The sequence below is a fragment of the Polyangiaceae bacterium genome (assembly GCA_015075635.1).
Lineage (GTDB): Bacteria > Myxococcota_A > Polyangia > Polyangiales > Polyangiaceae > JADJKB01.
Genome location: JABTUA010000003.1, coordinates 2,413,315 through 2,433,464, shown reverse-complemented (window position 1 = coordinate 2,433,464; position 20,150 = coordinate 2,413,315). Strand labels below are relative to the sequence as shown.

Genomic DNA, 20,150 nt, shown 5'->3' with positions numbered 1-20,150 from the left:
TCACAAGAAGGCCACGCCGTCGTAGTCGCGGTGGGAGAACGGAAGGTCGAGGCGGGGCTCGCGGGCGTGGGGCACGCGGAACAGCGAGAAGCCCTCGCCGAGGCGGTCCCGCTGGAAGCGAGTCGGAAAATACGCGAGGTGCATCAAGAGCGCGCCGGCGCGCTCCGTGGCCGTCGCCGCTCGCTCGATCTCCGCCCGCGTGCCCGCGTGCTGGCACGCGCCGACGGCGAGCGTCATGGCGCCTTCGTCCCAGTCGCTCGGCGGGATGGCGTCGTCGTCGAGCTCGCTCGCTGGCGCGGGCACGGGGTCGTTGTGCCGCCGCCAGAGCGACGGCTCGTCGCGCTCGATTGGCGTGAAGGGATCGACGTACACTCCGTCGAGCCAGACGTTGAAGTGCACGTGGGGCGGAGCCCACGGAAAGCCGACGAGCGCGTCGAGGCCGCTGTAGCCCGACAGCGCGATGGGCTCGCCGCGCTTCACGCGCTGGCCGGGCGTGACCAAGGGCCGACTCAGGTGGTTGTAAGAGGTGACGAGGCCTTGGCCATGGTCGAGCAGGATCTTGCGTCCGCCGCGGTGGAACTCGCTCGAGACCCGGAGCACGGTCCCCGGCGCCGCCGCGACCACGCTGGTGCCGGGCGGGATGGCGAAGTCAGTGCCGTTGTGGCTGTCGTAGGTGTTGTCCCCGCCGCGGAAGTCGCGCACGTCGCTCACCCGCACCGACCAGCCGAGCTCGGGCGGAGGCTGGCGGTAGTTGTACAGGTTGGTGATCGGGACGCGCCGCCCCATCGGCTTCTTCCCGAGCCACAGCGCGGCGCCGAGGCGCGGGTGCAGGTTGCCGAGCGAGCTGAGATCGAAGCGCGTCTTCGGCGTGCTCGCGTCCCCGCCCAGCGCGAGCGCGGCCTCGCGCAGGGTCTTGCCCCAGGGCCTGAGACCCAGCGCTTCCACGAGCCCGATGCGCTCCGGCATGGCGACCCTCACTCCGCGAAGTCCCGATAAACCTCGTCGATCGCGAGCGAGGCACCCACGGACTCGACCTCGATGGTTTCACCCTGCCCGGCTTCGTGGACGCTCCAGGCTCCGTCCTGCCCGCGGCGGTGGAGGGCCGCGTGTGGACCCTGGTGCGAGAGAATCAACACCTCGCGCACGCTGGGCAGGTTCTTGTAGAAGCCGAGCTTGGCGCCGCGGTCGTAGGCCTCGGTGGACGGGCTCGTGACCTCGATCAACACGACGGGGTTCGTCACGGCCGTGGGATCGTCTGCAGCACGACTGGTCTTGCCGCAAACGACCGTGCCGTCCGGATACGTCGTGACGTCGCTGCCCGCGACGCGGACGCGCAGATCCGACGTGTACGCGCGGCACCCCGCCGGCAGCTGGTTCCCGAGGTGGCGGAGCACCGCCGCGGCCAGTGCCGCGTGCTCCGGCGTTCCGCCGGCCATCGCGTAGATCTCCCCTGAAACGAACTCGTGCCGCACCGGGCTGTGATCTTCCAGCGCGAGGTAGTCCGCGTAGGAGTAGCTGTGGAACGGGACGGGCAGCGACATCCTCCGCGCGAGCGTAGCACACGTGAGTGCCACGCTGCTCCGGCGCTCCGGTCGTGCCGGTCGCCACCCCGGTGAGCATCGGGGCCACGGCGCCGGCGCCAGCGCCCTCCCCCGCCCTGCGCTTCAGCTCACTCGCACGCCGCGATCTGCACCGGGTTCAAGTGCGCTGCGGCGAGACCGGATCCGACTTGCCCGTCGGTACCGTCGCCCCAGCACCACACCGTGCCGTCGGTCTTCAGCGCGCACGTGTGCCAGTTGCCGGCCGAGACCTGGGCGACGCCGGTCATGACCTGCGTCGGCGCGGGCACATCCTCCTTCGCGCCGTTCCCGACCTGGCCGTCGGCGTTGCGTCCCCAACACCAGAGCGAGCCATCAGTCTCGAGCGCGCAGGTGTGAGCCCCGCCCGCCGACACGTGCGCCACGCCGCCCGCCATCACCTGCGCCGGAATCTCGGGGGTCTTCGTGCCGACCTGTCCGTACGCGTTCCAGCCCCAGCACCAGAGCGCACCCGTCTTCAGCACCGCGCAGGCGTGCCCGCCCCCGCCGGAGATCTCCGCGGCCGCGCTCGGGAGCTTGGCTTCCACCGGCGTGAGCTGGCTGCCGACGGTACCGCCATCGCCGAGGCAACCGTAGGAGTTGTAGCCCCAGCAGCGGACCTTCCCGTCGCCGCCGAGCGCGCAGCTGAAGTCGAGGCCCGCGGTCACCGCCGCCGCTGTGCTGACGTTCTTCGCCGCCACCGGCACCGGCGCGCTGGTCTTCGTCCCGTCGCCCAGGCCGCCGTAGGTGTTGGAGCCCCAGCAAGCGACCGTGCCGTCCGCCTTCAACGCGCACGAGTGGAAGATGCGAGCCGCGACCTCGGTCGCGCCCGCCAGCCCCGACACCTTCAACGGCTTCGGTGACGCGGCGTTCTCCGCTGCACCGAGCTGGCCCTTGTCGCCCCAGCACCAGGCGTCGCCCGCACCGTCGAGCCCGCAGGTGTGCGCGTAGCCCGCGCTGAGCTGCTTCATCACGTGACCGGCCGCCGAGGGGACCGGAGTCGGCGCCGGTTGAAGCACGCCGGTACCAAGCTGTCCCTTGGTGTTGGCTCCCCAGCACGCGACGCTGCCGTCCGCGCGGAGCGCGCAGCTGTGCATGGCTCCTGCCGCGACCTCGACGCAACCACCCGCGCCGGACCCCGAAGAGCCGCCTGCTCCACCCGAGCCCGCTGCGCCGGCGATCCCGCCCGCGCCACCCGCTCCGGCGGCTCCGGCAGCTCCACCTGCGCCGCCTGTGCCACCCGTCGCGCCGACGCCGGACGTCCCGCCGCTCGCCGCACCCGCGGCCCCGGCGGCGTTGCCGCCACCACCGCCGTCGCTCCCCCCGCAGCCCGAGACCCCGAGGAGAATGCCGACTCCGAACACCATCGAGCGCTTCATCTGACCTCCTGCTCGGCGTACGGCAGCGAGCGCGCATCCTCCCTGGCCCGGGCGGCCAATGGATTGACCGGGGCGGCCACCTCACCGCCATCGGCGCGCAGCCGTGAAAAACCGAACCCCCCGCCTCTGCACGAGACGGCTCGCCGTCGCGCGAGGGCTCCGGCCGCGCGACCTTCCCCAAAGCCTCGCGGTACAGCGTAGCAACGCGCGGCACGGCGCTCGCGCTGGCCGCTGCGCGAGATGTGATGAGGTGGCTCGCGACCTGGCAGCTCATGGAGTCCGCGCCATTGTCTCGGCTCCAAGGGTCGTCGTTGCGGCGTTCGCGATGGTCGTGACGTCCGCCGTAATAGCCGGCGTGTTCGAGCTCGCGGGCGAGCCGCGAAAGCAGGAAGTGGCTGCCTCCTGCGCGACGAGGTCACCGATACTCGGGCCTCAAACCCAAAACGCGCTTGCGAGCGCAGCGTCAGGAGACAGCCATGCAGCATATTGCGATCGATCTCGGCAAGATGAAATCCCAGATCTGCGTCCGCGAGGCGGACGGCAAGGTCGTGCAGGAGCAGAAGCTCGAGACCAAAGCGCTGGGGCGCTTTCTCGAGCGCCAGGCGGCGAGTCGCGTGATTGTCGAGACCTGCTCCGAGGCGTTCCGTGTAGCCGACCTGGCGCTGAGCCACGGGCACGAGGTCCGCGTAGTGCCCACCACGCTGGTCAAGAGCCTGGGCGTCGGCGCACGTCGCATCAAGACCGACCGGCGCGATGCGCAAGTGCTGAGCGAGGTGTCGTGCAGGATCGATCTGCCGTCCGTGCACATCCCCACCGACCTGGCGCGTCAGCGCCGCAGCATGTGCACGGTCCGCGAAGAGTTGCTTGCTCAGCGGACCTCGCTGATCAATTGCGTCCGCGGTTGGGCACGGACGCAGCTGCTCACGATTCCCTCCGGTGGCGCCGAGGCCTTCCCGAAACGCTTTCGCGCCGCCGCGCTGAAGACGTGCGACGGGATGCCGGAGTACATCGAGCGCATGCTGCAGGTGATCGACTCGCTCAATGCCCAGATCGCTCCGGCCGACCAGGAGCTTACGGCGCTGTCGGCGGAGGATCCGGTGTGCGTGCGGCTGATGTCGGTACCGGGCGTGGGACCGGTCACCAGCCTGCGCTTCGTAGCGGCGCTCGACGACCGCGCGCGCTTCCCGAGTGCGCACTCCGTTCAGGCCTTCCTCGGACTGACCCCCGGCGAGAAGTCCAGTTCCGAAAGGCAACAACGCACGGGCATCACCAAGGCCGGCCCGGCACCGGTACGCCGCGCCTTGGTACAGGCCGCTTGGAACTTCCGCCGGCTGCGTCCGCTCGATCCCATCAGCCGCTGGGCCGCACAGATCGAGCAGCGGCGTGGCAAGTTCATCGCGACGGTCGCCGTAGCGCGCAAGCTGGCGGGCGTGCTGTTCGCCATCTGGCGCGACGGCTCGACGTACCAGCCAAACCATTCGCGTCAGCCGCGCTCCACCTAGCGCCGCACAGCGCGAGCCACACTGTTCCGGTCCCAGAGACCGGGCAAAGCAAGCCGAGCAACGGCTGTCCAGCGACGGTGAGTGCGTCCCTGCCGCTCCGGGCGTCCAGCTTCTGCTGGCTCCGACCCTGTGCGCGCGATTGCACCCCGTCGACGGATTTCCACCTGTGCGCCTCGAAGCGCGGATAGTCGATTGAAGCAGCCCGTTGCCCCGCGCCTTGCCCACCCTCGGATTGGAGACCCAGACCAACCAGAATGCCGCGATGGACGAATTTATTCTTTGACTGTAGTGCCACCTCATAGTCGGCAGGGGAAGGTGTACCGCCTGCGCGCGAGGCGCCGCAAACGTGCTGCCTGGGCCGGCGCCGGCCCAGGCTTGCACTCCACCACGCTGAGCTCCATCGCCGTTGCCTCCCTCCACTGCGTCACCGCCGCGCTCCAACGCGTCACTGACCCGCGACGGCACACAGCGTGCGGCGTGCGGTCTCTGCTTGACCGCGCGGGCGTCCGCTGCTCTTCTCTCCTCAGCAGCGAACGGGAGGGCAAGATGAAGCAAGTACCAAGCAAGCAAGCTGCAACAAGCGTGCCTGCATGATGCGTCCGGCGCGCGCGGCGTTGTTCGTGGCGCCGCACTGCTGCTCGTCGTAGGCGGCGCTTCCGCGGCGCTTTCAGCCTGCGGTCAGGCGGCACCCGACGCGCCGGGCGTGACCGAGCAAGCCACGGTGTACTGCCCCGATTTCTACCAGATGTTCTCGGCGACGACCACGTTGCCGTGGGGCGCGGTCGGGTACCTCAACAACGGGTGCACGGCGGTGCTGATCGACCCGCACCACATCGCCGCAGCCGCTCACTGCGCGCACTGGGACAACGCGGTGTGGCAGACCGGATTGAATTTCTACCCGAACTTCGATCCGACGCGCACCAACCCGCCGAGGTACTCGATCTCGCGTGCGGTGGTCGGCACTTTGGCAGCGACCGGCTGGGGTGCTGGAGATCCCGAAGCGGGTTTTCTGGCGTCCGACTGGTCGATCATGAGGCTCGACTGCGCGTGGAACGACACATTCACGCAGCAGTGGTGTCCACCTGTCGTGGACTTCCCGAGCATTCCAGCCCTCCCCATGACTGCCTACCAAGGGTGGTCGGTCTATCGTGGCGGGTACGATCGCGATCCCTTTGCGCTCGGGCCGGACGTTCGCTGTCCGCCGTATGGCGACGAGCTCGTCGCCGGGTGCGCAGGAGGCGGCTCCTGCCCTTGCGATTTCGATCCGGCCACCGACAACCACCGTTGGTGGAACTACGGCCTGGTCGATCCGAGCTGCGTCGTCGACTCGACCAACGACAACGGGAGCACAGACGACCTCGTCCGCACCAGTTGCTCGACTACGGGCGGGGCGTCCGGCTCCCCGCTGCTCGCGGACCTCGGCACGCCCGTGCTCCTGGGGGTCGAACACGGCATGGGCATCACGGTCGGCGCGTGCAACCCGCCGGGCGGTTACGACGGGATCGCGCCCAGCGTGAACCGCTTCGCCAACGTCCCGCGCTTCGCGGCGAACGTGGCGCTCACTCGGCACGAGAGCGGCTCCAATCGAACCCAGGTCTGGGCGACCGACAGTGACTCGGGCCGCGTCCGCACACGGTCGCGGAAGTCCGCGAGCCTGACCGCTGGCTGGCAGGCGTGGTCCGACTTCGGCGCGGTGGCGAACGTGGACCGCATCGCGGCCATGTACCTCACCAACGGGAAGCCGCAAGTCATGGTCACGAACACGAGCGGCGCCATGTCCTTTCGTTACGTCGACCTCGCGGGCAACTGGACTTCCTGGGCGAGCTTCGTGGTGCCGTCGGGCCATGTCGTGAGAGACATCGACGCGGCCTACGACGGATCTGGGGTGGCACATCTGTACGCCGTGGACAACGTCGCGGGAGGCTGGGCGTGGCGGAGGCGCCGGAGCGGAACGGCAGCCTACAGCCGCTGGCTCGATTGGCAGCTCTTGATCTCTGGCTGGGTGCCCGATGCGTACACCAAGGTCAGCGCCATTCGCCGGGCCGGCGATCTGGTCCAACAGGCGTTTCTGGTCACCTCTACTGGGACGGTCAAGTGGATGGCCGAGCCGTTTCCGGTCTCGACTCCCTCGGACTTCGCTGCCCCCGCGACCATGGTGGACATCGACGCGGGCTGGCTCTCGGACAACCGAGTCTTCGTCATCGCCGTTGATGCAAACGGCGGGCTCTGGTGGCGAGGGCAGACCTCGACCAGCGGCAATTCCTGGTTCGGTTGGCTCAACTACAGCCCGAAGGCGTACACTCCGGACCAGAACTGCGCCAACCCGCTGCCGCCGCGGATCGTCTCGGTCACCATCAGTCGCTGGCAGGACGATCCTCAGAGCACGGTGATCCCGGTGGTGCTCGTCACGGACGACAAGGGCAACGTCTACTACACGACCTGGGAGGCCGGCCCCTGCAAGACCCCATCATGTGATTGCGGGACCCAGTGGCACCCGTGGAAGTCCTTCTATCACTCGGGCCGCTGGGCCGACTTTTGAGGAGCATGCGCGTTCGACAGCTACTCCATTCGCTCGCGACTGCGTCCGCGCTGGCCAGTGCCTGTGGCGGCAGCACGATGTCGGACGCTCCCGGCGACTCGGGAGCGCAAGGCGATTCGGCCACGGGTGGCGACGGGGCCGCTCCCCCGGACGTCACGCTCGACCTTCCGCCGGAGAGCGATGCGGGCGCGGAGGACTCACCGGCCGAGGAGGCGGCGTCGTGCGACTGTCCGCCGGATCTCCCCGCGGACGGAGCACCCTGCTGCGCGCCCTCCGGGTCCGTCCCATGCAAGTACCTGGTGTGCCCCGCCGGCGAGTTCTGGATTGCAACTTGCGTCGATGACAGCTGGACGACCCAGCTGAACGGTTTCGACTACCAGTGCCCGGACGCCGGCAAGTAGCGAACGAAGGCGACCGGACCCACTTGGTCGCTTCTCGCGCTTCGTTCGGGCACCCTCGCCGGAGGAGCAGGCGGCACGGCCTTCGAGGTGCCGCCGTCGAAGCGCCCAGCCCGTGGCTCGCCATCGCGGCCGGCCTGCTCGTGTACTCGATCGCCGTGCTGCGCGTCGCGTGGGTGCAGGGCTTCACGAACCCGCTCTGGACCCTCCTGCTGATGCCCGGCCTGCGGCTCGGGCTGTCGGCATACTGGGCACAGCTTTCGCTCGGGCTCGTCACCACGAGGCGACTCAATCGAGGCAGCGTGTGAAGTCGATCGCTGCGAGCGCCGCGGTGCCTGCACGTGTCATGCCCGCGCTCCTGCTCCTCGCGGCCGAGGGCGCCAGCGTGGCCTTCTTCCTGCGGGCGCTGCGGGGCGCTCGATGGCTACCAGCGTTCGTGGCGAGGAACGAGCTCTCCCCACACGGTCGCGATCACCTCATCTCGTGGCTGGTCGTAGGCGCGACCGTCCCGTGCGTAGTGTTTTTCGCCACGGTGGCCGTCGCGTGGCGCACCGGCGGACGCGCTGCCGCCGCCGAACGCACCGAGCAGGCCGGCAGCGCGGCGCGCCTTCTCGCGGTCTGCGTCGTCCTGTGGGCCGTACCACCCATGCTCTCGGTCCAGGCGTGGATCGGCCGTGACCTCTCGTTCTTGCTGAGCGCAGCCGTGCTGGTGCTGGCGCTCGAGCGCTCGCTGCGCGAGGCGCGGCGCCTCGACGCGCTGGTCGCGCTCCGAGCGTGGTCCTCGCGCATTCAGACCGGCTCGAGGCTCCGCTCGTGGGCGCCTCACGGGGTGGTGGCCCTCCTGGACCAACCCGCGCGTCCTCGAGCGCGGTGCGTCGCGGGATACTCGCTGTCGCGCGAGGTCTCCGGCCGCGCGACCTTGCGCAAAGCCAGTGCTCGCCGCCAGCGCCTCGCAGTACGGCGAAGCAACGCGCGGCACGGCGCTCGCGCTGGCCGCTGCGCGCGGCAGGGGAAGGTGCGCCGCCTGCGCGCGAGGTGCCGCACTTCCACGAGGCGCGGTCGCGGATCCAAAGTGCCGTTGCGTCACCTCGCGCGCTGCGATGCTTGACGACCAGCGGTGAACCTGGTGCCATGTCGCTACCGAGCTCGGGAGGGTGAAGATGAACGAGCAGCTCAGTAGTTCCACAGACAGACAGACAGACAGAGCACAAATCGTGCCTGAATTCCGCATCGCCGCGCCGCGAACGCCCTCCGCGTTCGCTCAGGCGTGAGCGATTCAGGCAGGTTCTGGGAACTCTCCTGATGGCGTCCGGTGCGGCGCTCGCCGCGTGTGGTGACGGGGCTGACGAGGCAGATTCGACGCTCGGGGTCGAGGAAAGCCCCGCCGTTTACTGCCCGGATTTCTCGCAGACGCTGCCGATGACGCAGAGCTTGCCGTGGGGCGCCGTCGGCTTCCTCAACAACGGGTGCAGCGCAACGCTCATCGACGGCTACCACGTCCTGGCCGCAGCGCACTGCGCACGCAACTCCGACACCGCGGAGTGGCAGCCCAACCTGCGCTTCTACCCCAACTTCCACCCGAGCCGGGTCGATCCGCCGCGCTACCGCGTCGCGCGCAGCGTCACCGGCTACCTGGCGGAAGTGGGCGGGCTGTCAAACCAAGGCATGCAGGCGTCGGACTGGGCGATCATGCGCCTCGACTGCGAGTGGAATGCCCAGCACACCCAGCAGTGGTGCCCGCCGGTCGCCGGGTTCCCGACCCTCGCCATGTCCTTCGGTACGCCCACGGTGGGGGAGGCCGTGTCCCGCGCGGGCTATGATCGCGACAAGACCAAGCTCAGCCCCGACGCGCTGTGCCCGCCCGCGAACGCGACCGACGAGGTCAACTCCTGCCCAGGCGGGGCCTGCCCCTGTGACAACCCTATGCCTGGGTGGAACCGGTGGTGGCAGAACGGCTTCGTCGATCCCACGTGCACGATTGCCTCAGTCACCAACGACGAGCTCGTCTCGAACTGCTCGATGCGCGGAGGCGCGTCCGGCTCCCCGCTCGTCGCCTGGAACGTCAGAGACGGCTACGTGATCCGAGGCGTGATGCACGGGACCTCGGTGACGACACCCGAGAACGTGCCCTGCGAGGACGCCGGCGCCGGCGCGGACAACACGGCCGTCAGCCCCGGCGCCAGGCGATTCGCCCAGGCTCCCCAGTTCGCCAGGAACGTCGCCATCACCCGCCACGCGTCGGGCACCAACCGAACGCAGGTCTGGGCCGTCGATGGGGACGCGGACCAGATCCGAACGCGCTCGCGCAACAGCGCCAGCCTGACCGACGGGTGGTCCCACTGGTCCACGTTCGGGTCGCCGGCGTCCGCGAACAGGATCGCGGCGATCCGGCTCGCCAACAACTACCCGCAGCTGCTCGTGACCACGACGACGAACGGCCTCTACCACCGCGAGGTGCAGGCCAACGGAGCCTGGTCGGCGTTCGTGAGCTTTGGTCAGCCGTCGGGGCACGTCGTCCGCGACGTGGACGCCGCGCTCGACTCGGCAGGCCGGCCCTACTTCTTCGGCGCCGAGGACGTCGCCGGCGGCTGGGCGTGGCGCCGCCGGCGCACGGGCTCGGGCGCGTACGACCCCTGGGCCTCGTGGGAGCTGTTGATCAGCGGGTGGGTGAACGACGCCTACCGTTCCATCTCGGCGATCCGGCGCCATGGCGACCTGCAACAGATGGCGTTCCTGGTGACGACGACCGGCGCAGTGAAGTGGATGGCGGAGCCGTTCCCGGTCGTCACGCCGACGGACTTCGCGGCACCGGCCAGCATCGTGGACATCGATGCCGGCTGGCTCTCGGACAACCGCGTGTTCGTGGTCGCTGTGGACAACCAAGGACACCTCTGGATCCGCGGCCAGACCGCGACATCGGGAAACTCCTGGTATGCCTGGATCTCCTTCGACGCGCCGCTCGGGCCGCCGATCTTCGCGCCGGCCGTCAACTGTTCGGGCACCACGCCGCCCGGCATCGTGTCGGTCACCGCGAGCCGCTGGCAGGACGATCCAGTGGGGACGGTGGTGCCCGTCATCTTCGCGACGGACGACCGGGGCAACGTCTACTACACGACGTGGGAGACCGGCCCGTGCACGAACGCGTCGTGCGACTGCGGCACGAAGTGGCTGCCCTGGAAGTCCTTCTATCACACCAAGCGCTGGGCGGATTACTGAGCATGAAGCCGACCAACCTGCTCGCGCTCATCGCGGTCCTCACGACGACACTCGGCCCCGCGTGCGGCGGCTCCACGGAGAGTTCTTCCCAGGAAACTGGCGGCGGTGGAGGTCTGGGCGGTAGTGACGCCCACCCGGACAGCGACGGCGGCGCCGCGGGGTCTGGCGGGACCCAGGACGCCAGCCCCGACATCGCCCCGGACACGCAGGCGGACGCCCCTCCCGACGTCGACGAGGACGCGGACGCCGGGGAGTGCCTGTGTCCGACGACGCTCCCGAAGGATGGGGACCCTTGCTGCAAGACCGAACTCCCCTACCTGAACTGTAAGCTCCACGACTGCGAGAAAGCCGAGCGCACATACTTCGGTTGTGGGCTCGGGAAGTGGTCCGTCGGCGCGACGGCGTTCGACGTGCCTTGCTCCGACAGTGGCAGCTGACCTGGTGGCTGGCCGCGAATCCAGGCGCCGAGTAGGCGCCGCGATGGCCGTACGCTTCGTGCGCACGCTCCTGCTCTTCGCGGCCGAGGGCGCCAGCGTCGCCTTCTTCCTGCGGGCGCTGCGGGGCGCTCGATGGCTACCAGCGTTCGTGGCGAGGAACGAGCTCTCCCCACACGGTCGCGATCACCTCATCTCGTGGCTGGTCGTAGGCGCGACCGTCCCGTGCGTGGTGTTGTTCGCCACGGTGGCCGTCGCGTGGCGCACCGGCGGACGCGCTGCCGCCGCCGAACGCAGCGAGCAGGCCGGCAGCGCGGCGCGCCTTCTCGCGGTCTGCGTCGTCTTGTGGGCCGTGCCACCCATGCTCTCGGTCCAGGCGTGGACCGGCCGCGACCCCTCGTTCTTGCTGAGCGCAGCCGTGCTGGTGCTGGCGCTCGAGCGCTCGCTGCGCGTGACGCTGCGCGAGGCGCGGCGCCTCGACGCGCTGGACGCGCTCCGAGCGTGGTCCTCGCGCATCCAGACCGCCGTGAGGCTCCGCTCGTGGGCGCCTCACGGGGTGGTGGCCCTCCTGGTCGCGAGCTTCGTTGGCTACATGGGCTACTACACCTGGCTCCAACACCTGCGCCGCCAGACCTCCGGCTTCGACCTCGGCTACTACGCGACGTTCTTCTGGAACACGCTTCAAGGCCGCCCCTTTTACTGCCCGATCACGCACCCGCGCGACGGCTCCTACCTCTCGATCCACACCGAGCCAGCGGTCTACTTGCTGGCTCCGCTCTACGCGCTCCGCCCGGATGCCTCGACGTTGGTGCTCTTGCAGGCGGCCCTTCTTGGTCTGGCCGCTATTCCGCTCTACCTGATCGCGCGGCGGCGCCTTGCGAGCGACTGGAGGGCGGCAGCGGTTGCCGGCGCCTTTCTCCTCTATCCTCCGCTCCACGCGCCAACCTTCAGCGACTTCCACTTCCTGACCGTCTCCGCCTTCTTCGTCCTCTGGGCCGCCTACTTCTTTTTCACGGAGCGGTGGCCGTGGTTCTGGGTCTTCGTCGTGATGTCGTTGATGTGCCGCGAGGACGTCCCCCTCGGTGGCATCGGCTTGGGCTTGGCGCTGCTCATCGCAGGCCATCGCGCGCGGGTCGGGGCGGCGCTCTTCGTGCTCTCGGCGGCGTACTTCGTGGTGGTCAAGTTCGTGATCATGCCCAAGTACGGCGACGCTTCGTTCGTCTACATCTACGAGAAGCTCGTCGCGCCAGGCGAGGTCGGGTTCAAGGGTGTGCTCGAGACCCTGCTGACCAATCCGCTCTTCGTCTTCTCCACCATCCTCTTCCCCGAGAAGATCCCCTACGTCCTGCACGTTTTCACGCCGCTCGCCTTCTTGCCCCTGCGCGACAAGCGCTTCCTCTTCCTGTTGTTTCCGGGCGCGTTCGTCACCCTGCTCTCCACCGGCTACATGCCGGTCGTCGAGATCCGCTTCCAGTACGTCACTCACTTCACCCCGTACGTCTTCCTCGCGGCGATCTTGGCTCTCGAGCGTCTCGGCAAGCGACGTGGTCCCATCGCGAGGGACTCGGCGCTCGGCGCGCTGATGTTCGGGACCCTGCTTTGCACGCACCAGTTTGGCGCCCTGCAGCGCGAGAATTTCACCTCCGGCGGCGGGCGAGTCCGCTTCGACCTCACCCGCCAGCACCTCGAAAACCTCAGGAACCTGCGTGAGATCGCCAGGACCATCCCGCCCGACGCCAGCGTCGCCGCGACGGAGCACGACACTCCCCACCTCGCGCAGCGCGAGTACTTGTTCACCCTCAAGTACGAGCACCAGGGCGCTGACTACCTGCTGTACTCCCACGACGACCTCGACTTCGGGGCGGCGCGCCGCATCGTGACGGACGAGCTCCAGAGCGGCCGCTTCGGCTTCCACGCGGAGCGCCCGAACTTCGTGGTCCTGCGTCGCGGAGCGCCGCTCGACCGTAACGCGGAGCTCCTCCAGCTCCTCGCTGGGCGCCAATAAACGAACCCCCCGCCTCTGCACGAGACGGGGGGTCCAACATACCAACGGGAGGCGATCAGAACGGGAGCGTCATCCGCCGTTGCGACGCTGGAACGCCGGAGTGTCCCAGTCCGCATCGGCGTCGAGGGATGCCGGGAAGGAGATGCGCGAGCGCACCTCGGGGCCCGCGCTCGACAAGGGCGAGCTTCCGGCCTGGAGGCTCGCGGCGAGCGCGGCCGGGCGGCGCGTGCTCATCGCGGGAACCAGATCGGGATTGATGGCCGGGCGCGCGGTCGAGTGCGCGGCGCGCGACGGCGGCATGCTGCTGAAGCCCTCGCGCAGCGCGTCGCGCACGGAGTCGCGGCGGCTCGGGGCGGAGGCGACCACGCGGGTGGGAGCCGCGATCTCGACGGGGATCTCCGCGTCGGCGGAGTCGAAGCCGGTGGCGATGACCGTCACCTTGATGGCGTCGCCCATGCTCTCGTCGATGCTCGCGCCGAAGATGATGTTGGCGTCCTCGTGGGCCTGCTCCTGAATCAGGCTCGCGGCGTCCTGGATCTCCTTCATCTTCATGTCGGGGCCGCCGACGATGTTGATGAGGACGCCCGTGGCGCCTTCGACGCTGATGTTGTCGAGCAGCGGCGACGTGATGGCGTGCTCCGCGGCCAGGCGCGCTCGGCCCTCGCCCTTGGCGCAGCCGGTGCCCATGAGCGCGCGGCCCATGTTGTTCATCACCGTGCGCACGTCGGCGAAGTCCACGTTGACGATGCCGTCCTGCGTGATGAGATCGCTGATGCCCTTCACGGCCTGGAAGAGCACCTCGTCCGCCTTGCGGAAGGCGTCCACGAAGGTCATCTCCTCGTCGGCCAGGGTCATGAGCTTCTCGTTCGGGATGGTGATCAGCGTGTCCACGTGGTCGTTCAGCGCGGCGATGCCGGCCTCGGCCTGACGCGCGCGCTTCTTACCCTCGAACACGAAGGGCTTGGTCACCACGCCCACCGTCAGGGCGCCGAGCTCCCGGGCGATCTGCGCGATGATGGGGGCCGCGCCGGTGCCGGTGCCGCCGCCCATGCCGGCGGTGATGAAGACCATGTCGGCGCCTTCCAGGGACTCCTTCAGGCGGTTCACGTCCTCGAGCGCCGCCTTGCGGCCGCGCTCCGGATCGGCGCCGGCGCCGAGCCCGCGGGTCAGGTTCGCCCCGATGGGGATCTTCTGCGCCGCGGCGTTCGAGCCCAGGGCCTGGGCGTCGGTGTTGACACTGATGAACTCCACGCCTTCGAGGCCGAAGTGGATCATCGTGTTGACTGCGTTGCCTCCCGAGCCTCCGACCCCGATCACCTTGATGCGGGCCTGATACTGCTGGGTCTCGTCGGCAAACTCGATCGAGAACGTCATTTTCCTCATCCTCCCGGTGCGGCCTTCGCCGCGATCCCTTTCGACTTGCTCCGGGGCCTGCCTCCCCTTGGTGGAGCTCGTCGCTTTCGCCTGTGCTTCCGTTGGTACTTCTTGTCGCCTGCTGCTCCCGGATACCGCTCAGAACGCCGCCCTGATCCAGCTCCAGAATCCGTTTCTCTGCCTGTCGGCCTGCTCGATCGGCAGCGCCTTGTCCGCGATGGGGACCGCTCCGCCGCGCGAGTACGCCTCCGCCAGCTGGGAGGCGCCGTAGCGCACCAGCCCGACGCCGGTGGCGTATTGGGGTCCCTGCACCAGCTGCACGATGCCGCGCACGCCGACCGGGAACCCGAGCCGCACCGGCATGCCGAGGATCTCCTCGGCACACTCGACCATGCCCTCCATGAGCGCCGCTCCGCCCGTGAGCACGCAGCCGCTCGACACCTGCTCGAGCAGACCGGTCTCCTCGATGCGCCGGCGTGCCTCGCTGAAGATCTCCTCGACGCGGGGCTCGATGATGTCGCTGAGCAGGCGCCGGGCCGCGCGCCGCGGGCCGTGTCCGCCCACGCCGGGCACCTCGATCTCCTCGTCGTCGTTGACCATGCGACCCAGGGCGCAGCCGTAGTTGCGCTTCAGCCGCTCCGCCTCCGCCATCGGCGTGCGCAGCCCCGCCGCCACGTCGCTGGTGATGTTGTTGCCGCCGGCCGGGATCACCGACACGTGGGCCACGCCGCCGTCGGCGAACAGGATCAGGTCCGTGGTGCCGCCGCCGATGTCGATGACGGCGACGCCGATCTCCTTCTCGTCCTCGGACAGCACCGCGTCGGCGCTGGCCAGGGGCTCGAGCACCACGTCGGCGACCTGCAGGTTGCAGCGCTCGACGCAGCGGACCACGTTCTGCACGCAGCTGGTCGCGGCGGTCACCAGGTTGCAGCGCACCTGCAGGCGCACGCCGCTCATGCCGATGGGATCGCGGATGCCGTCCTGGTTGTCCACGACGTATTCGCGGGGAAGCGCGTGGAGGATCATGCGATCGGCGTCCACCGGAATGGCCCGGGCGCCCTCGAGCACCCGCTCAAGATCCGAGCGCGTGACCTCGCGACCGCTGATGGCGCACACGCCGTCGGACATGTGGCTGCGGATGTGGGAGCCGGCGATGCCGGCGTACACCGTGCGGATCTCCACGCCCGCCATGGTCTGCGCGGCGTCGATGGCCTCGCGGATCGAGCGCACCGTCCACTCGATGTTGCTGATCACACCCTTGCGCAGTCCCCTGCAGGGCACGTTGCCGACGCCGAGGATGGTGATGCCGTCGGCGTCGACCTCGCCGACCACGGCGCTGACCTTGGTCGATCCAAGATCGAGCCCGACCACGATCTCGGGGCTGGACAGGGCGCTGTAGCTCATCGGTTGGGGGCTCCTCGGGGCTCCGGCGGCGCGTTTTCAAGGGGCCTCGGAGCAGGGCCGACGCTGCCAGAGAGCCTTCCATCGGGCCAAATTTTCACGAAGGATTCCGGCCCTATCCCACATCCGGAAAGTTGACCGCTCATCGCATCCTCACCACCACCCGCTCGGGGTGGGCGACGTTGTCGGCGAACACGATGCCGGGGACCCGGCCCTTCTTCTCCATCTGGCCGATCACGCGCTCCGCCATCAGGAGCTTCTTGCGCCACGGGCCCTTGCCCACGTGCACGGTGATGCCGGCCTTGCCGAGCGTGAGGCTGACGTCGCCGCCGGCCGCGAGGTGCACCTCCTGCACCGGGTGAACGCGGCTCATCGGGATGCGCTCCCAGTGGCGCACGATCTCGAGCCCGAGCGCGATGCGCTCCACGGCCCGCGCGCGATCCCGACCGAGGTCCTCGGCCGTCACCCCGCTCACCACCGGCAGGTCGTACGGATCGCCCTCCTCGATGGGCTTGAAGGGCTCACCGGACTTCGTCACCAGGTACAGGCGCTCGCCGATGGACGCGAGTGCGCCCACCTCGCGCTCCTCGAGCTCGATGCTGAGCGTGCTCGGGAGCGCGCGCGCCACCTTCACCTGCTTGATCCAGGGATCGGCGAGCAGCTTCTGCTCGACCTTGTTGGTATCCACGGCGAAGACGTTGTCGCCGCGCTTCACGCCGGCGACCTGGGCGATCTGCTCGTCGGTCTTGCGCTTCTGCCCCTTCACCTCGATGGTCCGGATGGCGAAGCGCGGCGAGCTCAGCGCGTAGCGGTGCGCACCCCAGGCCACCAGACCGGAGGCCCCGACCACGATGACCACGCCGGCCAGGAGCTTGGCCAACGACCACGCGGTACGGAAGAAGCCCGGCCCCTCGGGCGGCGGCTCGCTCCGCCCGCGGGCGTTCCTCGCGGCGACCGGTCCGGGCTTCGGGCTCTCGCCGTCCACGAAGCCGCTCTCGTCGGGTGCCGACAGCGTCGCGCCGTGCTTCTTCGCCCTCATGCGCTGCTCCCCTTTCCGAAGCGCGCCTCGAGCTTGTCCGCGATGACGGGCAAGATCTTGTTGATGTCCCCTGCCCCGAGCGCGATCACGGCGTCGCCAGGCTGCGCCTCCGCGGCCAGCGTCTCGGCGATGGCGGCCTTGTCGCCGACGTAGCGCACGGCGTGGTGCCCATGCTTGCGAATGGCTTCCACCAGGCTCTCGGCGCTCACCCCAGCGATGGGCTTCTCGCCGGCAGCGTAGATGTCGGCGATGATCACCGAGTCGGCGACGTTGAAGGCGCGCGTGAACTCGTCGAACAGGTGCGAAGTGCGGCTGTAGCGATGTGGCTGGAAGGCGACCAGCACGCGCTGGTCGAAGACCTTGCGGGCGGCCTCCAGCGTCGCCATGACCTCCGCCGGGTGGTGCCCGTAGTCGTCCACCAGCGTGACGCCGCCGACCTCGTGCGTGACGGTGAAGCGGCGCGCGACGCCGTGGAATCCGGCCAGCGCGGACTTGATCACGTCGAGCGGCACCTCCAGCTCGTCCGCCACGGCGATCGTCGCCAGCGTGTTCAGCACGTTGTGCGCTCCGGGCATGCGCACCGAGAACTCCCCGAGGGGCTCACCCTTTCGATACGCCATGAAGGTGGTGGTCAGGCCGGCGTGACGGACGTTGCGCGCGGCGTAGTCGGCCTGCGGCGACAGCCCGTAGGTCACGTGCCGGTGGCGGATCTGCGGCAGGATGTCCTGCACGTGCGGGTGGTCCAGGCACAGCACGCTGAGGCCGTAGAACGGCACACGCTCCGCGAACTCGACGAAGGCGGTCTTCACGCGCTCGTGGGTGCCGTAGAAGTCCAGGTGCTCGGCGTCTATGTTGGTGATGACCGCGATGGTCGGCGTCAGGCGCAGGAACGAGCCGTCGCTCTCGTCGGCCTCGGCCACCAAGAGGTCGCCGGCGCCCAGGCGGGCGTTCGAGCCGAGGGCCGCCATGCGACCGCCCACCACCACCGTGGGATCGAAGCCCGCCTCGCGCAGCACGGTGGCCACCAGCGAGGTCGTGGTGGTCTTGCCGTGGCTGCCGGCGATGGCGACGCCGTACTTCAGTCGCATCAGCTCGGCCAGCATCTCGGCGCGCGCGATGATGGGGATGCCACGGGCCGCCGCCTCGCGCATCTCGGGGTTTTCCGCCCCGATGGCGCTCGAGAACACGATCACGTCGGCGCCCTTCACGTTCTCGGCGCGGTGCCCGACGTCGATGCGCACCCCTAGGCGTTTCAGGCGATTGGTGTTCTCGCCCTCCTTCATGTCGGAGCCCGACACGTCGAACTCGAGCGTGCGCAGGATCTCGGCCAGGCCGGACATACCGATGCCGCCGACCCCGATGAAGTGCACGTGCCGGACGCGGCCCCTAAACATGGTGGCCTCCGGCGGGGTCGTCGCTACCGGTGCTGCGCAGGGCGTGATCGCGGGCCGCTCTTGGGTTTTTCATTTCGCGTCGGGCGACCGGCAGCGTCTGGCGATCATCGCTTCGCACCAGGAGGGATCCGCCCGCCCCGCCGGGATTCTCGGGCGTCCAGGCCTCCGTGGCGGATCGTGATCTGATCATGGCAAAGACTTTGGACGTCGTTCCGGTCTCGCCATCGCTGCCCTCGGCTCGACAATCCCAGTCACCTGCGAGCTCGGATGCTCGAGACACCGTCCGCTGGTCCACGTGCAGCGCCTCGCGACTCGGGCTTCGCACCAGGAAGCTTCCGCCGGCCCCGCCGGGATTCTTGGGGGACTTGTTCTCTTCTCGTTCGGCATCCAGCAGCGCCTCGCGACTCTCGCTTCGCACGAGGAAGCTTCCGCCGGCCTCGCCGGCATTCTCGGGCGTCAACGCCTCAGTGGCGGATCGTGATCTGCTCGTGCCAAGGACTGGCGGCGTGGTGGAGGTCTCGCAGCCGCGAGCGGCTGCTCGAGGACCCAAGCCACCGGCGAGCTCGGAGGCGCTGGAAAGCTTCTGCTCCAGCAGTTCGTCCACTCCCGCGTACTCGTGCTCGTGCTCGTGCTCGTACTCGTACTCGAGTTCCGCAATGGGCTCGTATTCGACGTCGAACTCGCTGTCGGCGTCGATTTCGATCTCGAGATCGATCTCGCACAGCTTGTCGAAGATCATCCCGGCACCTCCAGGAGTCGACTCGCGCCGTTGTCGGGCAGCTTCGCCTGCTCGTCGTCCTTGGCTCCGCACACCCCTACCGGCGAGAGCCCGGCCAGCGCGAGCAGATCCAGCGCGATGTCGCGAGCGGCGTGCGGCTTGCCCCAACCCATGGACGCAGCGGCCATTCGCTCGAGCCGCCCCGGCTCCGTCGCCAGCTGCTCGATCTCGCGCGCCAGGCGCTCCGCCGTCGCCTCGCTCGCCGCCACCGAGACCGCTGCGCCGGCCTCGGCCAGCGTCTCGGCGTTGTGCCGCTGGTGATCCCCCGCGGCGTACGGGTAGGGCACGAACAAAGCCGCGCGCCCGACGGCGGCAATCTCGCTCACCGCGCTGGCCCCGGAGCGGCCGATGACCAGATCCGCCGCGGCGAGCGCCGCCGGCATGTCGTCGATGAACGGCACCACCTCCCAGGCGAAGCGCCCGCCGAGCCTCTGGTAGGTCGCGCGCACGCTGTCGGCGTGGGCGACGCCGCACTGGTGCGTGACGCGGAGCGGGGCAGCCACCTGGGCCAGCGCCGCCGGCACGGTCTCGTTCAAGGACTTCGCCCCCTGGCTGCCACCGATCACCAGCACCTGGAGCGGCCCGCTCCTCCGCGCGTACGGCCTGGGCTCGAAGCCCGCGCGAATCGGCACTCCCGTCGCGAGCGCCGTGCCTCGCGCGAAGTGCCTCTCTGCCTGTGGGAACGCCAAGTACGCGCGCTGAACCAGGGGCACGGTCAGGCGGTTGGCGAGGCCCATCACGCTGTTCGGCTCGATCAGCGCCAGCGGCACCCGTGAGAGGCGCGCCGCCAGCGAGATCGGCCCCGCGGCGTAACCGCCGATGCTGACCACCGCGCGCGGCGCGTGCTTGGCAAGGAGCGCCCGCGACTCCGGAACGCTCATCATCGCGCGCCACACGCCACGCACCGCGCCGCTCAGGCCGCCGCCGCGGATCGGCAGCACGCGCATCAGCTCCAGCGCGTAGCCCCGGGCCGGAACCAGCTTCACCTCCATGCCGCGCTCAGTGCCGACGAAGACCAGGCTCACCTCGGGCGCGAGCTCCGAGAGCGCGTCCGCCACCGCGATCAGCGGGAACACGTGGCCGCCGGTTCCGCCACCAGCCAGGAGCAACCTGG

16 protein-coding genes and 1 pseudogene are annotated in these 20,150 nt (G+C 69.4%); 8 read left to right on the top strand and 9 right to left on the bottom strand.

Annotation, left to right across the window (positions count from 1 at the left end; translation table 11 throughout):
• The 3 genes from HS104_41555 to HS104_41545 all read right to left on the bottom strand — a co-directional run bounded on the left by HS104_41555 (position 1) and on the right by HS104_41545 (position 2,956).
• Positions 1 to 966 carry a M23 family metallopeptidase gene (locus HS104_41555; protein MBE7486445.1) on the bottom strand — a complete coding sequence of 322 codons (966 nt, stop codon included), beginning with the start codon at positions 964 to 966 and terminating at the stop codon, positions 1 to 3.
• Positions 967 to 974: 8 nt separating this feature from the next.
• On the bottom strand, positions 975 to 1,541 hold the full coding sequence (locus HS104_41550) for a Uma2 family endonuclease (GenBank protein ID MBE7486444.1): 567 nt from the start codon (positions 1,539 to 1,541) through the stop codon (positions 975 to 977).
• Between the two features lie 128 nt (positions 1,542 to 1,669).
• Positions 1,670 to 2,956: a hypothetical protein gene (locus tag HS104_41545; protein ID MBE7486443.1), complete on the bottom strand. Its 1,287-nt coding sequence runs from the start codon at positions 2,954 to 2,956 to the stop codon at positions 1,670 to 1,672.
• A 476-nt stretch (positions 2,957 to 3,432) separates the two neighbouring features.
• Between HS104_41545 and HS104_41540 the strand changes: the two genes are divergently transcribed.
• The 8 genes from HS104_41540 (at position 3,433) to HS104_41505 (ending at position 13,050) form a co-directional block, all read left to right on the top strand.
• Positions 3,433 to 4,458, top strand: a complete 1,026-nt coding sequence (locus HS104_41540) for an IS110 family transposase (GenBank protein MBE7486442.1) — start codon at positions 3,433 to 3,435, stop codon at positions 4,456 to 4,458.
• A 703-nt stretch (positions 4,459 to 5,161) separates the two neighbouring features.
• Complete coding sequence (locus HS104_41535) at positions 5,162 to 6,997, top strand: hypothetical protein (protein MBE7486441.1); 1,836 nt, start codon at positions 5,162 to 5,164, stop codon at positions 6,995 to 6,997.
• A 77-nt stretch (positions 6,998 to 7,074) separates the two neighbouring features.
• The gene (locus HS104_41530) at positions 7,075 to 7,398 is read left to right on the top strand and encodes a hypothetical protein (GenBank protein ID MBE7486440.1); all 324 of its coding nucleotides are present in this window, start codon (positions 7,075 to 7,077) and stop codon (positions 7,396 to 7,398) included.
• A 155-nt stretch (positions 7,399 to 7,553) separates the two neighbouring features.
• Positions 7,554 to 7,703: a hypothetical protein gene (locus tag HS104_41525; protein ID MBE7486439.1), complete on the top strand. Its 150-nt coding sequence runs from the start codon at positions 7,554 to 7,556 to the stop codon at positions 7,701 to 7,703.
• A gap of 38 nt (positions 7,704 to 7,741) precedes the next feature.
• Entirely contained in the window at positions 7,742 to 8,503 is a 762-nt protein-coding gene (locus HS104_41520; GenBank protein MBE7486438.1) for a hypothetical protein, read from the top strand.
• A 194-nt stretch (positions 8,504 to 8,697) separates the two neighbouring features.
• A complete protein-coding gene (locus HS104_41515) occupies positions 8,698 to 10,611 on the top strand; it encodes a hypothetical protein (protein ID MBE7486437.1) in 1,914 nt (637 codons plus the stop codon).
• A gap of 2 nt (positions 10,612 to 10,613) precedes the next feature.
• A complete protein-coding gene (locus HS104_41510; protein ID MBE7486436.1) occupies positions 10,614 to 11,048 on the top strand; it encodes a hypothetical protein in 435 nt (144 codons plus the stop codon).
• A 43-nt stretch (positions 11,049 to 11,091) separates the two neighbouring features.
• On the top strand, positions 11,092 to 13,050 hold the full coding sequence (locus HS104_41505; GenBank protein ID MBE7486435.1) for a DUF2079 domain-containing protein: 1,959 nt from the start codon (positions 11,092 to 11,094) through the stop codon (positions 13,048 to 13,050).
• Between the two features lie 69 nt (positions 13,051 to 13,119).
• Here HS104_41505 and ftsZ read toward each other — a convergent pair whose 3' ends face one another.
• From ftsZ to murG, 6 genes and pseudogenes are all read right to left on the bottom strand, one after another.
• A complete protein-coding gene (gene ftsZ, locus HS104_41500; protein MBE7486434.1) occupies positions 13,120 to 14,424 on the bottom strand; it encodes a cell division protein FtsZ in 1,305 nt (434 codons plus the stop codon).
• Between the two features lie 138 nt (positions 14,425 to 14,562).
• The gene (gene ftsA, locus HS104_41495) at positions 14,563 to 15,828 is read right to left on the bottom strand and encodes a cell division protein FtsA (protein MBE7486433.1); all 1,266 of its coding nucleotides are present in this window, start codon (positions 15,826 to 15,828) and stop codon (positions 14,563 to 14,565) included.
• A gap of 139 nt (positions 15,829 to 15,967) precedes the next feature.
• Positions 15,968 to 16,864: an FtsQ-type POTRA domain-containing protein gene (locus HS104_41490; protein MBE7486432.1), complete on the bottom strand. Its 897-nt coding sequence runs from the start codon at positions 16,862 to 16,864 to the stop codon at positions 15,968 to 15,970.
• A complete protein-coding gene (locus tag HS104_41485; GenBank protein ID MBE7486431.1) occupies positions 16,861 to 18,258 on the bottom strand; it encodes a UDP-N-acetylmuramate--L-alanine ligase in 1,398 nt (465 codons plus the stop codon). The genes HS104_41490 and HS104_41485 overlap by 4 nt, the downstream gene beginning before the upstream one ends.
• A complete protein-coding gene (locus tag HS104_41480) occupies positions 18,251 to 18,997 on the bottom strand; it encodes a hypothetical protein (GenBank protein MBE7486430.1) in 747 nt (248 codons plus the stop codon). Before HS104_41480 ends, HS104_41485 begins: the two co-directional genes overlap by 8 nt.
• Positions 18,995 to 20,145: pseudogene (gene murG / locus HS104_41475) on the bottom strand (undecaprenyldiphospho-muramoylpentapeptide beta-N-acetylglucosaminyltransferase). The gene HS104_41480 and the pseudogene murG overlap by 3 nt, the downstream one beginning before the upstream one ends.
• Positions 20,146 to 20,150: the final 5 nt, after the last annotated feature.

What these genes read in the sequence shown, in the direction of transcription:
- HS104_41555 (MBE7486445.1), bottom strand. Translation starts at nt 966, where the DNA reads ATGCCGGAGCGCATCGGGCTCGTGGAAGCGCTGGGTCTCAGGCCCTGG.
- HS104_41550 (MBE7486444.1), bottom strand. Translation starts at nt 1,541, where the DNA reads ATGTCGCTGCCCGTCCCGTTCCACAGCTACTCCTACGCGGACTACCTC.
- HS104_41545 (MBE7486443.1), bottom strand. Translation starts at nt 2,956, where the DNA reads ATGAAGCGCTCGATGGTGTTCGGAGTCGGCATTCTCCTCGGGGTCTCG.
- HS104_41540 (MBE7486442.1), top strand. Translation starts at nt 3,433, where the DNA reads ATGCAGCATATTGCGATCGATCTCGGCAAGATGAAATCCCAGATCTGC.
- HS104_41530 (MBE7486440.1), top strand. Translation starts at nt 7,075, where the DNA reads ATGTCGGACGCTCCCGGCGACTCGGGAGCGCAAGGCGATTCGGCCACG.
- HS104_41520 (MBE7486438.1), top strand. Translation starts at nt 7,742, where the DNA reads ATGCCCGCGCTCCTGCTCCTCGCGGCCGAGGGCGCCAGCGTGGCCTTC.
- HS104_41515 (MBE7486437.1), top strand. Translation starts at nt 8,698, where the DNA reads ATGGCGTCCGGTGCGGCGCTCGCCGCGTGTGGTGACGGGGCTGACGAG.
- HS104_41510 (MBE7486436.1), top strand. Translation starts at nt 10,614, where the DNA reads ATGAAGCCGACCAACCTGCTCGCGCTCATCGCGGTCCTCACGACGACA.
- HS104_41505 (MBE7486435.1), top strand. Translation starts at nt 11,092, where the DNA reads ATGGCCGTACGCTTCGTGCGCACGCTCCTGCTCTTCGCGGCCGAGGGC.
- ftsZ (MBE7486434.1), bottom strand. Translation starts at nt 14,424, where the DNA reads ATGACGTTCTCGATCGAGTTTGCCGACGAGACCCAGCAGTATCAGGCC.
- ftsA (MBE7486433.1), bottom strand. Translation starts at nt 15,828, where the DNA reads ATGAGCTACAGCGCCCTGTCCAGCCCCGAGATCGTGGTCGGGCTCGAT.
- HS104_41490 (MBE7486432.1), bottom strand. Translation starts at nt 16,864, where the DNA reads ATGAGGGCGAAGAAGCACGGCGCGACGCTGTCGGCACCCGACGAGAGC.
- HS104_41485 (MBE7486431.1), bottom strand. Translation starts at nt 18,258, where the DNA reads ATGTTTAGGGGCCGCGTCCGGCACGTGCACTTCATCGGGGTCGGCGGC.
- HS104_41480 (MBE7486430.1), bottom strand. Translation starts at nt 18,997, where the DNA reads ATGATCTTCGACAAGCTGTGCGAGATCGATCTCGAGATCGAAATCGAC.